Annotated in this window: 11 protein-coding genes; 10 read left to right on the top strand and 1 reads right to left on the bottom strand. The window is 59.0% G+C overall.

From position 1 onward, the window contains the following. Window positions 1–280: 280 nt before the first annotated feature. The 7 genes from rpsL (at window position 281) to O0880_RS17000 (ending at window position 9,504) form a co-directional block, all read left to right on the top strand. Window positions 281–664: a 30S ribosomal protein S12 gene (gene rpsL, locus O0880_RS17030; RefSeq protein WP_010394376.1), complete on the top strand. Its 384-nt coding sequence runs from the start codon at window positions 281–283 to the stop codon at window positions 662–664. Window positions 665–816: 152 nt separating this feature from the next. Continuing rightward, complete coding sequence (gene rpsG / locus O0880_RS17025; RefSeq protein ID WP_010394377.1) at window positions 817–1,287, top strand: 30S ribosomal protein S7; 471 nt, start codon at window positions 817–819, stop codon at window positions 1,285–1,287. A 108-nt stretch (window positions 1,288–1,395) separates the two neighbouring features. Next, window positions 1,396–3,501, top strand: coding sequence for an elongation factor G (fusA, locus tag O0880_RS17020; protein WP_071325671.1), 2,106 nt, complete (start codon window positions 1,396–1,398; stop codon window positions 3,499–3,501). Between the two features lie 72 nt (window positions 3,502–3,573). Continuing rightward, complete coding sequence (tuf, locus tag O0880_RS17015; RefSeq protein WP_034753125.1) at window positions 3,574–4,764, top strand: elongation factor Tu; 1,191 nt, start codon at window positions 3,574–3,576, stop codon at window positions 4,762–4,764. Between the two features lie 179 nt (window positions 4,765–4,943). Next, window positions 4,944–5,261: a 30S ribosomal protein S10 gene (rpsJ, locus tag O0880_RS17010; RefSeq protein WP_010394389.1), complete on the top strand. Its 318-nt coding sequence runs from the start codon at window positions 4,944–4,946 to the stop codon at window positions 5,259–5,261. A gap of 516 nt (window positions 5,262–5,777) precedes the next feature. Further along, window positions 5,778–8,513: a TonB-dependent receptor gene (locus O0880_RS17005; RefSeq protein ID WP_289887694.1), complete on the top strand. Its 2,736-nt coding sequence runs from the start codon at window positions 5,778–5,780 to the stop codon at window positions 8,511–8,513. 145 nt (window positions 8,514–8,658) lie between these two features. Further along, the gene (locus tag O0880_RS17000) at window positions 8,659–9,504 is read left to right on the top strand and encodes a DUF817 domain-containing protein (RefSeq protein ID WP_071325669.1); all 846 of its coding nucleotides are present in this window, start codon (window positions 8,659–8,661) and stop codon (window positions 9,502–9,504) included. 132 nt (window positions 9,505–9,636) lie between these two features. On the opposite strand, the gene O0880_RS16995 is transcribed toward O0880_RS17000, so the two are convergent. After that, window positions 9,637–10,185 carry a tetratricopeptide repeat protein gene (locus O0880_RS16995; protein ID WP_071325668.1) on the bottom strand — a complete coding sequence of 183 codons (549 nt, stop codon included), beginning with the start codon at window positions 10,183–10,185 and terminating at the stop codon, window positions 9,637–9,639. 174 nt (window positions 10,186–10,359) lie between these two features. On the opposite strand from O0880_RS16995, the gene creB reads away from it, so the two are divergent. From creB to creD, 3 genes are all read left to right on the top strand, one after another. Beyond that, window positions 10,360–11,097, top strand: coding sequence for a two-component system response regulator CreB (gene creB, locus O0880_RS16990; RefSeq protein WP_289887691.1), 738 nt, complete (start codon window positions 10,360–10,362; stop codon window positions 11,095–11,097). Further along, window positions 11,094–12,515 (top strand): two-component system sensor histidine kinase CreC, encoded by a 1,422-nt coding sequence (creC, locus tag O0880_RS16985; protein WP_289887690.1) that lies wholly within the window; start codon window positions 11,094–11,096, stop codon window positions 12,513–12,515. The genes creB and creC overlap by 4 nt, the downstream gene beginning before the upstream one ends. A 91-nt stretch (window positions 12,516–12,606) precedes the next feature. Next, window positions 12,607–14,004 (top strand): cell envelope integrity protein CreD, encoded by a 1,398-nt coding sequence (gene creD / locus O0880_RS16980; RefSeq protein ID WP_289887688.1) that lies wholly within the window; start codon window positions 12,607–12,609, stop codon window positions 14,002–14,004. Window positions 14,005–14,122: the final 118 nt, after the last annotated feature.

Genomic DNA, 14,122 nt, shown 5'->3' with positions numbered 1-14,122 from the left:
GGAAATCATTAGCCAAAATGCCACGAACGGCGCCGTTTTTTGCCTTTTTTTATAGCAAAAAGCCGTAAACTGATTGACCCCCTGTAACACAAGGTCTAAACTAGCGAGTTCTCGATTTTATTCTGCACATCGTTTACGTGTTACTTGGTATTTCTTGGCCGCTCCTTATCGAGTGGCTGCGGGTGCCTCCGGTGCGCAGCAGATAGAAGCGGGACGAGGTTTTAGTCGCCGGGCATCTTGCCCGGGTTATTAATCGTATTTTTTTGTTGGATTTATAACGATGCCAACCATCAATCAATTGATTCGCAATCCACGCGTCGCTTTGACCGTGAAGAGCAAATCGCCGGCGCTGGAAAACAGCCCGCAAAAGCGTGGCGTCTGCACACGTGTTTACACCACGACTCCAAAGAAGCCTAACTCGGCTCTGCGTAAAGTCGCTAAAGTTCGTCTGACCAATGGTTTCGAAGTCATTTCGTACATTGGCGGTGAAGGCCATAACCTGCAAGAGCATAGTGTTGTGCTGCTGCGCGGCGGTCGCGTTAAGGATTTGCCGGGTGTGCGTTACCACATGGTTCGCGGTGCCCTGGATACCCAAGGCGTTAAAGACCGTAAGCAATCGCGTTCGAAGTACGGTACCAAGCGCGCTAAAGCAGGCAAGAAGTAATAAGTTGTACGCAGCAAACCCAAGTTTCGCTCAGTGGCAACTAGCTAAGTGAATGTAGTCGACCGCATCTGGTCGAGTAAGTGGAGGACTATGATGGTCGTCCGCGAGTGTGCGAAGAACGCGCGCTCAACTGAAGATTGAAAGGAATTGATATGCCACGTCGTCGTGAAGTACCCAAGCGCGAAATTTTGCCAGATCCAAAATTCGGCAACACTGATGTCGCTAAATTTGTAAACGTGCTGATGCTGTCCGGTAAAAAATCGGTTGCAGAAAACATCATCTACGGTGCTTTCGAGCACATCGCAGCAAAATCGGGCAAAGATCCGCTCGAAGTTTTTGCTACCGCAATCAACAACGCCAAGCCATTGGTTGAGGTGAAATCCCGTCGCGTCGGTGGTGCAAACTACCAGGTGCCGGTCGAAGTTCGCCCAGTCCGTCGTATGGCTCTGTCCATGCGTTGGTTGCGTGAAGCTGCTAACAAGCGCAGCGAAAAATCGATGCCACAACGCCTCGGCGGTGAGCTGATGGAAGCGGCTGAAAGCCGCGGCGGCGCGATGAAAAAACGCGACGAAGTCCATCGTATGGCTGAAGCGAACAAAGCGTTCTCGCATTTCCGCTTCTAATATAAAGCCAGCTACCGCAAGGCGGCTGTCAAGCATCTGTTGTTCGAGGCCGGGCTCATTTTTGCAAAAAAATGCTGCTCGGTTTTGTCCATTCATTTAGGATTAATTATGGCCCGCAAGACCCCCATTGAGCGCTATCGTAATATCGGTATCTCCGCTCACATCGATGCAGGTAAGACGACCACTACCGAGCGCGTCCTGTTCTACACCGGCGTGAACCACAAGCTGGGCGAAGTCCATGATGGCGCAGCTACCACCGACTGGATGGCGCAGGAGCAAGAGCGCGGCATCACGATTACCTCGGCTGCTGTTACGTGCTTCTGGAAAGGCATGGCAAACAACTTCCCAGCTCACCACATCAACATCATCGACACCCCAGGCCACGTTGACTTCACCATTGAAGTTGAGCGTTCGATGCGCGTGTTGGATGGCGCTTGCATGGTTTACTGTGCAGTCGGCGGCGTGCAGCCACAATCGGAAACGGTATGGCGTCAGGCTAACAAATACAAAGTGCCACGTCTGGCCTTCGTGAACAAGATGGACCGTACCGGCGCCAACTTCTTCAAGGTCTACGATCAGATGCGTTCGCGTCTGAAAGCCAACCCAGTACCTATTCAGATGCCTATCGGCGCTGAAGACGTCTTCACCGGTGTTATCGATCTGGTCAAGATGAAAGCGGTCATCTGGGACGACGCTTCGCAAGGCATGAAGTTTGAATACGGCGACATTCCAGCGAACCTGGCGGCTGAAGCTGCCAAGTGGCGCGAAAATATGGTCGAGGCCGCTGCTGAAGCGTCCGAAGAACTGATGAACAAGTACCTGGAAGAAGGCGACCTGTCGGAAGACGAGATCAAGGCTGCCCTGCGTCAGCGTACCATCGCCAGCGAAATCGTTCCAATGTTGTGCGGTACCGCCTTTAAAAACAAGGGCGTACAGGCAATGTTGGACGCGGTCATTGAGTACCTGCCATCGCCAATCGACATTCCACCTGTCCCAGGTCTGGACGAGGACGAGCAGCCAGTCGAGCGCGCAGCTGACGACAATGAGAAGTTCTCGGCATTGGCGTTCAAGATCGCAACCGATCCGTTCGTGGGTCAGTTGTGCTTCATCCGTTGCTACTCGGGTACCCTGAATTCGGGCGACTCGGTGTTGAACTCCGTGAAGCAGAAGAAAGAGCGTATCGGCCGTATCGTGCAGATGCAAGCGAACGAACGCGAAGAAATCAAGGAAATGCGCGCTGGCGACATCGCTGCGGTCGTGGGTCTGAAAGACACCACCACTGGCGATACGCTTTGCGACGAAAAGGCAAGCGTCGTTCTGGAGCGCATGGTCTTCCCTGAGCCGGTGATTTCGCAGGCAGTCGAGCCAAAAACCAAGGCCGACCAGGAAAAAATGGGCCTGGCGCTGAACCGTCTGGCTGCAGAAGATCCATCGTTCCGCGTGCGTACCGACGAAGAATCGGGTCAGACCATCATCGCCGGTATGGGCGAGTTGCATCTGGACATCATCGTCGATCGTATGAAGCGTGAATTCAACGTTGAAGCGACCGTCGGCAAGCCACAAGTGGCTTACCGCGAAACGATCCGTAAAGTGTGCGAAGAGTCGGAAGGCAAATTCGTCAAGCAATCGGGTGGTCGTGGTCAATACGGTCACGTGGTTCTGAAGATCGAACCGCAAGAACCGGGCAAGGGCTTCGAATTCGTTGACGCGATCAAGGGCGGTACCGTTCCTCGCGAATACATCCCTGCAGTTGAAAAAGGTGTGCGCGACACGCTGACTTCGGGCGTGATGGCTGGCTACCCGGTCGTTGACGTTAAAGTCACGCTGTTCTTCGGTTCGTACCATGATGTTGACTCGAACGAAAATGCATTCCGCATGGCCGCTTCGATGGCATTCAAAGATGGCTGCCGCAAAGCATCGCCAGTCATCCTGGAGCCGATGATGGCCGTGGAAGTGGAAACGCCGGAAGACTACGCCGGTACCGTGATGGGCGATCTGTCGTCGCGTCGCGGCATGGTGCAAGGTATGGATGAAATTGCTGGCGGTGGCGGCAAGATCATCAAGGCCGAAGTACCTCTGTCGGAAATGTTCGGTTACGCTACGTCGTTGCGTTCGTCGACCCAAGGTCGTGCGACTTACACGATGGAATTCAAGCACTATGCTGAAGCACCTAAGCATGTGACTGAAGCAATCGTAAGCTCGAAAGCTAAGTAATAGAAGTTCCGGGCCGGCTTTCACGAGAATGCCGGTCCCTACATTTAAATCATTGTTCTAAGGAAGAATAAAATGGCAAAAGGTAAATTCGAACGGACCAAGCCGCACGTCAACGTCGGCACCATCGGCCACGTCGACCACGGTAAAACCACGCTGACCGCTGCAATCGCAACGGTTCTGTCGAAGAAATTCGGCGGCGAAGCTAAAGCATACGACCAGATCGATGCGGCTCCAGAAGAAAAAGCGCGCGGTATCACGATTAACACCGCCCACGTCGAGTACGAAACGGAAACGCGTCACTACGCGCACGTTGACTGCCCAGGCCACGCCGACTACATCAAAAACATGATTACCGGTGCCGCGCAGATGGACGGCGCGATCCTGGTGTGCTCCGCAGCTGACGGCCCAATGCCACAGACCCGCGAACACATCCTGCTGGCCCGCCAAGTTGGCGTTCCATACATCATCGTGTTCCTGAACAAGTGCGACCTGGTCGACGACGCAGAGCTGCTGGAACTGGTTGAAATGGAAGTGCGCGAGCTGTTGTCGAAGTACGAATTCCCAGGCGACGACCTGCCAATCATCAAAGGTTCGGCACGTATGGCGCTGGAAGGCAAAGAAGGCGAAATGGGCGTTGACGCAGTGCTGCGTCTGGCCGATGCGCTGGATGCTTACATCCCAACGCCAGAGCGCGCTGTTGACGGTGCGTTCCTGATGCCAGTGGAAGACGTGTTCTCGATCTCGGGTCGCGGTACCGTGGTTACCGGTCGTATCGAGCGCGGCATTGTTAAAGTCGGCGAAGAGATCGAAATCGTTGGTATCACCGATACCGTCAAAACGACTTGCACCGGCGTGGAAATGTTCCGCAAACTGCTGGACCAAGGTCAAGCAGGCGACAACGTTGGTCTGCTGCTGCGCGGCACCAAGCGTGAAGACGTGCAACGTGGTCAAGTTCTGGCCAAGCCAGGCTCGATCAAGCCGCATGCTCACTTCACCGGCGAGATCTATGTTCTGTCGAAAGACGAAGGCGGCCGTCATACGCCATTCTTCAACAACTACCGTCCACAGTTCTACTTCCGCACGACGGACGTAACTGGTTCGATCGAGTTGCCAGCAGACAAAGAAATGGTTATGCCAGGCGATAACGTGTCGATCACCGTCAAGCTGATCAACCCGATCGCGATGGAAGAAGGTCTGCGCTTCGCTATCCGTGAAGGCGGTCGTACCGTCGGCGCCGGCGTGGTTGCAAAAATCCTGGCTTAATTCTTAAGCCTGCAAAAAAGAGGAAGCGTCGTCGCCCGGCGCCCCTCTTTTTATTCAACTGCCGGGGTTGGCAAGCATTTTGGTGCTATCATGTCGACCCTGACGGTTGTTGCGTCAGAAATTCCCGTATGACCTCATTGCCGTGCAGACCGCGCGGTTCGTTCTTTTAAGGAAATATCATGTCGGCACCAAACCAAAAAATCCGTATCCGCCTGAAGGCTTTCGATTACAAACTGATCGACCAGTCCGCTCTGGAAATCGTTGAAACCGCGAAGCGCACCGGCGCTGTCGTCAAAGGCCCAGTACCACTGCCTACCCGTATTCAGCGTTTCGATGTGCTGCGTTCCCCGCACGTCAACAAAACTTCGCGCGATCAGTTCGAGATCCGTACGCACCAACGCCTGATGGACATCGTTGACCCAACGGACAAAACCGTTGACGCGCTGATGAAGCTGGACCTGCCAGCTGGTGTTGATGTTGAAATCAAACTGCAATAAGAGTTTCAAGGGCGGCTGACAACACCGTAGCACCAGGTGTTGTCAGCTGTTCCAGGCTGGCGGGGTGTCCCGCTGCCTGATGATGGGGCCGGGCCTGTTCACAATCGTGAATGCGCCCGGCCCCATTGCTTTGGCGCCGTGCCTTTTGCTGCGGCCGCCTCTCGTCCTTCGTTCCATCCATCCCTCATTCTTCTTTTCGCCTCTTCTCAGCGAGGCTGCCAAGCAGTTTCATGCGCGCCATGGCTATCCCATAAAGTAATAACCTGGCTTATAAAGTGGGGTTAAAACAACAATTGTTAATTCCTCTCTTTCCTGCGGACGCTAAATGTGAGAAATTTGTAACATACGTGAGAATGTGTGATTGTTTTACAAAAATGATCAGTACAACGTATCGATTTATAAAACGAGAATAATATCTGAGGAGTAGTCTTGAAAAGTATAGTGATGAGCAATACACCAGGTTTGAAGAAAAGCACTCTTGCAATAGCATTGACACTGGCCTTCTCCCAATATGCTGTGGCACAAGAAGCTGTCGCACCAGCAGAAAAACTGCAACGCGTCGAAGTCACCGGTAGTAGCATCAAGCGTACCGAAGCTGAAACAGCCGGTTCGCTCCAGGTGCTGACACGCGACGATATCGAGCGTACCGGCCAGACCACGGCGCTGGGCATCCTGAATTCCTCCGCTGCGATCAGTACTTCGATCGACTCGTCGAGCAGCAGCTCCGGCAGCTTCGCCACGGGCTCCTCGGGCGTAGGCATGCGCGGCCTGGGCAAGGTGGCGACCCTGGTGCTGGTCAATGGCCGTCGCATTGCACAATACGGCCTGGCCGATGGCGCGCAACAAAACTTTACCAACCTGGACGCGATCCCGGCTGCTGCCATCGAGCGCATCGAGATCCTGAAAGATGGCGCATCGGCAATCTATGGTTCCGATGCCATCGCTGGCGTGATCAACATCATCCTGCTGAAGAACTTCGAAGGCGCCAAGATCACCGGCAACTACAAGGAAACGGACCGTTTCAAAGACCAGCGCAGCCGCAACGTTTCCGGCATTGTCGGTTACGGCGATATCGACAAGGATGGTTTCAACACCTACCTGACGTACGAAGCTTACAAGAACGACGGTTACACCGCTGGCGACCTGCGCGGCCACTACCCTGAATGGCACCGCCAGACCCCGGGCCGTTCGACCTGGGACGCCCTGAGCTCGTTCTCGCCAACCGGCAACTACTTCCTGAACAGCACGAACATTGTCGCCGCGCCAGGCTGCCCGGCCGACAAGATCGATGCCAAGGACAAGCTGTGCAAGATGGATATCCTGCCGTACACCGGCCTGACCACCAATGCCAAGCGCTATGCACTGGCCAGTAACACGCATTTCAAGATTGGCAAGGATATCGACGCCAACTTCGAGATCACCAATGCCGGCGCCAGCAACGACTACATCGTCGCCCCATTCAACGTCAGCAACGGTAGCGCCACCACGTCGTCGAGCACCTGGTACGATGCGATCAACGGCAAGATGGTCGGCCCGTTCTTCTATCCTAAGCTGCCAGTTGGCCACGCGATGAACCCGTATGCGACGCCGGTGGAATACCGCGCCCGCATGATGGACACCGGCAACGGCTTCAACTTCAACCGCACCGAATCCGACCAGACGCGTGTCATGCTGAGCCTGAACGGCGACATCGGCAATTTCGACTGGAAATCCGCGGTCGGCTACATGAACTCGAAAGCCAACAAGGCCACCCGTGCCGTGAGCGCCACCGGCTACACCAATGCCATCGTCAACGGCACCTACAAGTTCGGCCAGCAAAACGATACCGCGCTGCTGGAGTCGATGTTCCCTGTACGTACCACCAAGGGCGAGTCGAAGATCACCTTCATCGACGCAACCGTGTCCGGTGAAGTGGCGAAATTGCCGGCCGGCCCGTTGAATGTGGCGTTCGGTACCGACATCCGTCGCGAAAAGTATGAAATGGCCAGCTCGGACAACGTGCTGCGTGGCGACCTGGTCGGTATTGCCGGGCTGCAAGTCAAAGACACCATGGATCACTACGCGCTGTTCGCCGAAGCGACCATTCCGGTGGTCAAGCGTGTCGAAGTGAGCGCCGCGGTACGTGCCGACAAGTCCACCAACAGCGACGTGCACTTCTCGCCGAAGCTGGGCTTGCGCGTCAACGCCACCGACACCCTGTTGCTGCGCGCTACGGCCGCTGGCGGCTTCCGCGCGCCGAACATCGTTGAAACAGGTAACGGCCTGGGCCGCAGCTCGTTTGCCACCGATGTCAGCGACCCACGTCGCTGCGCCACTGCCAGCACCCTGAACAACCTGGTGCAGAATAATCCAGCAGCCACCAGCGTCGACAAGGCTCAGGGCAACACCTTCCAGAACAGCGATTGCAAAGGCGGCGTGCCTAGCTTCGTGTCGGCGAACAAGGACCTGAAACCGGAAACCTCGCGTTCGATTACCGCTGGCTTCGTTTTCGAACCGGTCAAGAACTGGACCGTGGCACTGGACTACTACCATATCGAACGCAAGGACGAAATCGGTACCCGTGACGTGGCCGACATCCTGCGCGGCGAAGCTGGCCTGCCAGCCGGACAGCTGGTGCGTGTCGATAACTCGGCGTCGGACGCGCAGTTCCTGGCACTGGTCAAGAAATACGCTCCAGGAAATACCGTCAACTTCGGTGGCGTTGGCGCGATCGGCCTGCTGTACAACCCATACGTCAACAGCGGCAAGACCCGTGCTTCGGGCTTCGACTTTGATGCGGGTGGCCGTTTCAACACCAGTATCGGCCAGGTTCGCTTGAAACTGGAAGGTAGCTACCTGTGGAAATACCAGGAGTTCAGCGTGACCGACAATGCCTATGCCACCAATCTGGCAGGTAACTATGACCTGGGTTCGCGTCTGAAAACCAAGCTGCGCGCCAGCCTGAAGGCCGGCTCGTTCGACCACGGCATGACGTTGAACTACGCCAGCGGCTTTAGCAACAACAACCAGACTTCGTCGACCTACTGCGTTACCAACAAGGTTTCGGCTGCGAACATGGATGCTTGCTCGCGCGTAGGCAGCAACACCACGGTCGACTACAACCTGTCGTACAGCGGTATCAAAAATACCCGTCTGAGCCTGTATATCGACAATCTGTTCGACAAGGCTGCACCGGTGCAGTGGCGCAGAGGCTACGCTGAATCGTTCCAGTTCCGTCGTATCGGCGTATCGGCCAGCTACACCTTCCTCTGATCGTCGTCAGTTGACACACTACCGTCCGGCAGCGATGCCGGACGTAGCAAAAACCAGGCCTTGCGCCTGGTTTTTTTTTGCCCTGCCATCGATGCGCGGGGGGATATCGCTTTACAGTGCCACGGCTGGAAGATAAAGTTGCCGCATGCTTAATGCTCTCGATGCTCACCTGTTAAATGCCGCGCCCCGTAGCCGCTTGCGCGGCTGGCCGCGCTTCCTGACCGAATTCCTGTATTTCGGCATCAAGGAGGCGAGGTCATGCCTGTTCGTCGGTCTGTTTTTTGCCGCCGTGTTCCTGGTGCCGCGCGCCGGCCTGTTCGGCTTGCCGCGCTATGACGTGCTGCTGCTGGTGGCGCTGGCGATCCAGGGCGCGATGGTCTGGAGCGGACTGGAAACGTGGGATGAGTTGAAGGCCATCTGCCTGTTTCATCTGGTCGGCTTCGCGCTGGAGGTGTTCAAGGTGTCGGGGGCGATCCAGTCGTGGAGCTATCCCGACTTCGCCTATACCAAGGTGTTCGGCGTCCCCCTGTTCTCCGGCTTCATGTATGCGGCCGTCGGCAGCTACATCATCCAGACCTGGCGCCTGCTCGATATGCGGATCCGCCACCATCCGCCGTACTGGATGGCGGTGCTGATCGCGCTGCTGATCTACGCCAACTTCTTCACCCATCACTACATCGGCGACTATCGCTGGTATCTGGCGGCCTGCGCGCTGGGCTTGTACGCGCGCACTACCGTGGTGTTCCGCCCGCTCGACCGCGACCGCAGCATGCCCTTGCTGCTGGGTTTCGTGCTGGTCGGCTTCTTTATCTGGCTGGCTGAAAACATCAGCACCTTCTGGGGCGTGTGGCGCTATCCGAACCAGCTTGGCGCCTGGTCGGTCGTGCATGTGAGCAAATGGAGCTCATGGTCGCTGCTGGTGGTGATGACCTTCACCATCGTGGCCCACCTCAAGCACATCAAGGCCAGCATCCACGTCGCCCAGCATTAAGCCCGGCCCCGGTGGGGCTTCCATGCCGCCGCCGGCACAGGCAGTGCCGGCGGCGCACCGGGGATGCGGGCCTGGGGACCGTCGCCTGCCGCGGAGCGCCAGAAGCCCGTCGTGGCCGATGGGGCGCCCCCCTTACTGCAGGCTGGCCGCCACCGCATCGAAGCGGTTGCCGAGCGCCGCCTGCGGTCCGCCCTGCAGCTGCCTGGCGTACTGGCGCAGCACTTCCGCTGTATATGTGCGCGAAGCGGACGACAGTTTCGGCAGCAGGGGCAGCACGCGTTCCAGGTAGGCCGTGCCCTCCTGCCACTTGCCTTGCGCCGACAGTGCCGACGCCAGCTCCACCAGGCGCCGGCCGACGCGTGCGTCGCTGCGCGGCTGTGCCGTTTCTTCCGTGGCCAGCGCTTGCCGGTACAGCGCTTCCGCTTCCGCATTCTTGCCTTGCAGGCGCTTGATGCGGCCCAGGTTGTACTGGCGTTGCGACAGGATTTCCGCGCTCGCCCCGGCTTGCTCGGCGCTGCGCAGCGCCTGCACGCAAGCCAGTTCCGCTTCGCCAAGCTGGCCTTTGATCTCGGCCGCGTTGCAAGCGTCGTGTTGTGCGTTGGAAGTGGTGAGCGTGGCCGGCGTCGCGCAGGCGGCCAGCAGGCTGACGCTGCATAGCAGGCTGATGGTATGTTTCTTCATGGTCTCCTCGTACAGGTTGGGGCACTGCATATCGGTGGAGTCAAGCTGTGATGAATATACCATCAGTTTTTCATCGTGGGCGGCTTTTTGCCGGCACGTGCGGACGCGCGCGATTGACGCCGCTTGCCCGCTTCAGGGATACTCCGGGTCTCTCCTTCACTGCGCGCCGCCGCCATGTCCAAGACTATCCTGATCGTGGAAGATGAACAGGCGATCGCCGACGGCATCGCCTATGCCTTGCGCACGGACGGTTTCGCGCCGCGCCATGTGATGCTGGGCGCGCAGGCGCTGGCCGCCTTGCGCCCGGCTGCCGGCGAAGCCGCGGAAATGCCCGTTCTCGTGGTGCTCGACGTGGGACTGCCCGACATGAGCGGGCTCGAAGTCTGCCGCCGCCTGCGCCAGTTTTCCGAGGTGCCGGTGATCTTCCTGACGGCGCGCAGCGACGAAATCGACCGCATCGTCGGCCTGGAAATCGGCGCCGACGATTACGTCACGAAACCGTTTTCGCCGCGCGAACTGGTGGCGCGCATCCGCGTCATCCTGCGTCGCGCGGGCGCCACACAGGTGCCGCGCGAGGCTGGCATGACGATAGCCGCCACCGCCAGGATGGCCAGCGTGGCGCCGGCGCGTTTCGAATTGCGCGCGCTCGAGGCGAGGGTGCTGTTCCATGGCCAGCCGCTGGACCTGACCCGCTACGAATACCTGTTGCTGAAGACCCTGCTTGAGCATCCGGGCCACGTGCTGTCGCGCGCGCAGCTGATGGAGCGCGTGTGGAGCGGCGCGCCCGACACGCTCGAGCGCACCGTCGATGCGCACGTGAAATCCCTGCGTGCCAAGCTGCGCGCCATCGACGCGCAGCAGGAACCCATCCAGACCCACCGTGGCCTCGGCTACAGCCTGGCTGGCGCATGAGAATCGGCCTGCGCATCCTGCTGGGCTACTTCCTGATCGTGGGGCTGGCGGCGTGGTTCCTGCTGAATGTCTTCATGGAGCAGGTCAAGCCGGGCGTGCGTTCGACCCTGGAAGATACGCTGGTCGATACCTCGCAACTGCTGGCCAGCCTGGTGGCGCCCGATCTGAAGGCGGGCAGCCTGGCGAACTCGCCGGTGGCGGCGCGCATGCAGAATTACGCGCAGCACGGCGTGGACGTCAACATCAATGGCGTGCGCAAGCAAAGCCTCGACTACCGCATCTATGTCACGGACCGGCGCGGCATCGTGCTGTTCGATTCCAGCGGGCGCGACGTGGGGCGCGATTACTCGCGCTGGAACGATGTCTACCTCACCCTGCAGGGCAAGTATGGCGCGCGCAGCACGCGCAGCCAGCCCGATGACGAGATGTCGACGGTGATGCACGTGGCCGCGCCGATTCGCGACGGCAACGAGGTCATCGGCGTGCTGACGGTGGCCAAGCCGAATGCCAGCGTGCAGGCGTTTGTCGAACGCAGCCAGCGCAAGATCCTGCAGCGCGGCGCCGTGCTGCTGCTGTTGTCGCTGCTGATTGGCCTGGCGTTCGCCTGGTGGTTGCACCATGCGTTGGGCAAGCTGATGCGCTATATCGGCGACGTGGAGGCGGGGCGCAAGGTGGCCCTGCCGGCGCTGGGCAGGAACGAGATCGGCACCCTGGGGCGGGCGCTGGAGGCGATGCGCACCCGGCTGGAAGGCAAGGAGTATGTGGAGCAATTGATGCATACGCTGGCGCATGAATTGAAAAGCCCGATCGCCGCCATCCAGGCGTCGGCCGAGCTGCTGCAGGAAGACATGCCGCCGGCCGAGCGCCGCCAGTTCCTGGCCAGCATCCTGGAGCAGAACGCGCGCCAGCGGCAGCTGATCGACAAGCTGCTGGCCCTGGTGCGCGTGGAAAAGCAGCAGCGCCTCGACCATCCGGAGCGCATCGCGCTGGCGCCCCTGCTGGCGCAAGTGGCGCAGGACGCGGCTGCCACGCTGGCCGTGCGCGGCGTGCGCCTGCAGATACAGTGCGACGAGCTGAGCGTGGCTGGCGACGCCCTGTTGCTGCGCCAGGCGCTGGGCAACCTGCTCGACAATGCCGCCGGCTTCGCGCCGCCTGGCAGCCGCATCGACCTGACGGCGCAGCGCCAGGCGACGCAAGTGGAAATCAGCGTGCGCGACCGCGGCGCGGGCATCCCCGCGTATGCGCAGGAGCGCGTCTTCGAACGCTTCTATTCGCTGCCGCGCCCTGAGGCCGGCAAGAGCACGGGCCTGGGCTTGCCCTTCGTGCGCGAGGTGGCCTTGCTGCATGGCGGCAGGGTGGAGGTGGCCAACCATCCGGATGGCGGCGCTTGCGCGCGCCTGTGTCTGCCCCTGGTGTAGTTGGCCGGAATTTATTTCCGCACTTCACACGCAGCGCATCGTCAGCGCACATGGCTTTTTTACACTGGCACCCTTACTTTAAGGATGCGCCATGCAAAAAACGCTATTAATCAAGGCATTGATCGTCTTCGGCCTGATGCTGCTGATCGGCCTGCCGCTGCTGATGATTCAGGAAACGATCAAGGAGCGGATGGAGTTCCGCCAGGAAGCCGTCAACAGCATCGCCGCCGATTCGGTGCGCGAACAAACCATCATCGGCCCCATCCTGGTGATTCCCTACACGGAGCAATACGAAGAGCGCGTGGAGGTGGCCAAGGGCGATGACAAGACGCAGGAAGTGAAATTGCCGGTGCGCACGGAGCTGCTGCGCCGTACGGTGCAGCGCCGCCTGCTCGTGTATCCGAACGAGTTGCAGATCAATGGCAGCATCGAGACGGACCGCCGCTACCGGGGCATCCACCAGGTGCTGGTCTACAGCGGCCAGCATGCGTTCAAGGGCGACTTTACCGTGCCGGGCAGCGCCCAGCTGCCGCGCAAGTCGCCCGACTCGCGCGTGACCGTGGGCGAGCCCTTCGTCGCCCTGTCGATCGAAGACGTGCGCGGCATCCGCAATATCCCGAAGATCGACTGGGGCGGCCAGCAGATCGAATTCGAGCAGGGGACCGACCTGTTTGCCTTCCGCAGCGGCCTGCACGCGCCGCTGGGCAGCTTGCCGCTGGCGGCGCCGCGGCAGGTGCGTTTCAGCTTTGACCTGGGCCTCGATGGCATCGAACGCCAGCATTTCGTGCCGGTGGCGAAGAACAGCCAGATCCACATCAAATCGAACTGGCCGCATCCGCAGTTTGGCGGCCGCTTCCTGCCGTCGCCGAAAAACCGCCAGATCGACGCCCAGGGCTTCAGCGTGGGCTGGAACATTTCGTCCCTGGCCACGAATGCGCAAACGCAGCTGAGCACCATCGAGGGCGAATTCAAGGTGCCCGACAGTGCGCCGCTGGGCCAGGTGGACCGCTTCAGCGTCGGCTTCATCGAGCCGGTGAACGTGTATTCGCAATCGGATCGCGCCACCAAGTATGGCCTGCTGTTCGTGGCGCTGACCTTTGCCGCCTTTTTCATCTTTGAAATCCTGAAAAACCTGCCGATCCACCCGGTGCAGTACTTGCTGGTGGGGCTGTCGCTGGTGATCTTCTTCCTGCTGCTGGTAGGCCTGGCCGAGCATATCGCTTTCCTCGCCGCCTATCTGACCGCCAGCGCCGCCTGCATCGCGCTGACCAGCTTTTATCTGGTGCACGTGCTGCACAACGTGTGGCGCGGCATCGGTTTCGGCGTCGCACTGACCGTGCTGTATGGCGCTTTGTACGGGTTGCTGAGTTCGGAAAACAATGCGCTGGTGATGGGCAGCATCCTGTTGTTCGCCGTGCTGGCGGCCATCATGGTGGCGACGCGCAAGGTGAACTGGTATCAGATTGGCAAAGGGACGGCGCCAGAATAGGTGCTTGTGCGCAAATGATTGCCAGGCCGATGGCCGGTTCCGGCATCTTCCCGGACCGGCCGGCGGCAGTTCTGACGCAAAAATGCGGAACGCATAAACTTATCTGATTCTTCAATAA

Origin of the sequence: Janthinobacterium sp. SUN118 (genome assembly GCF_030397695.1) — a bacterium.
Taxonomy (GTDB): domain Bacteria; phylum Pseudomonadota; class Gammaproteobacteria; order Burkholderiales; family Burkholderiaceae_D; genus Janthinobacterium.
The sequence above is the reverse complement of the archived record's forward strand: the minus strand, read 5'-3'. Positions and strand labels throughout refer to the sequence as shown.

Coding starts and splice junctions, on each gene's coding strand:
- creC (WP_289887690.1), top strand. CDS start 11,094: ATGAGAATCGGCCTGCGCATCCTGCTGGGCTACTTCCTGATCGTGGGG.
- O0880_RS17000 (WP_071325669.1), top strand. CDS start 8,659: ATGCTTAATGCTCTCGATGCTCACCTGTTAAATGCCGCGCCCCGTAGC.
- tuf (WP_034753125.1), top strand. CDS start 3,574: ATGGCAAAAGGTAAATTCGAACGGACCAAGCCGCACGTCAACGTCGGC.
- fusA (WP_071325671.1), top strand. CDS start 1,396: ATGGCCCGCAAGACCCCCATTGAGCGCTATCGTAATATCGGTATCTCC.
- O0880_RS16995 (WP_071325668.1), bottom strand. CDS start 10,185: ATGAAGAAACATACCATCAGCCTGCTATGCAGCGTCAGCCTGCTGGCC.
- rpsG (WP_010394377.1), top strand. CDS start 817: ATGCCACGTCGTCGTGAAGTACCCAAGCGCGAAATTTTGCCAGATCCA.
- creB (WP_289887691.1), top strand. CDS start 10,360: ATGTCCAAGACTATCCTGATCGTGGAAGATGAACAGGCGATCGCCGAC.
- rpsL (WP_010394376.1), top strand. CDS start 281: ATGCCAACCATCAATCAATTGATTCGCAATCCACGCGTCGCTTTGACC.
- creD (WP_289887688.1), top strand. CDS start 12,607: ATGCAAAAAACGCTATTAATCAAGGCATTGATCGTCTTCGGCCTGATG.
- rpsJ (WP_010394389.1), top strand. CDS start 4,944: ATGTCGGCACCAAACCAAAAAATCCGTATCCGCCTGAAGGCTTTCGAT.